Below are 341 nucleotides of genomic sequence, written 5' to 3'. Positions count from 1 at the left end.
GGGTGGTTCGCCAGGTAGTTGAGGTAGAGCGTCGCGACGGCGCTGCCGTTCTCGGGCGTCGCGTTCGGGTCGCTCCAGSCGAGCACCTTGACGGTCCCGACGTGACGACGGTTGGGCCGGTAGTAGTAGAGACCCGACTCGGAGTCGACGCTGAGACCGGTCAGCGCCAGTGCCGACATCTTGACGTCGGCCTCGGTGAACTTCCCGACGCCGACGGTGTGCAGCTCGAGCAGCTCGCGGCCGTAGTTCTCGTTCGGCGCCTTCTTCGTGCTGTCGGCGTTGTCGAGGACCTTGAGCATCGACGGGTGCCGCGCTGCCGCGTTGAGCATGTCGGAGTACTT

General features: G+C 65.9%; 1 protein-coding gene. It reads right to left on the bottom strand.

Features of this window, described 5'->3' with window-relative positions; translation table 11 throughout:
* A partial coding sequence (locus AB4Y83_RS22720; protein WP_442298285.1) for a DUF1800 family protein occupies window positions 1-341 on the bottom strand: 341 nt, incomplete at both ends.

The sequence above is a fragment of the Terrabacter sp. RAF57 genome (assembly GCF_052113925.1).
GTDB lineage: Bacteria > Actinomycetota > Actinomycetes > Actinomycetales > Dermatophilaceae > Terrabacter.
Note: the sequence above shows the minus strand (reverse complement) of the source record. Positions and strands in the feature narration are given on the sequence as shown.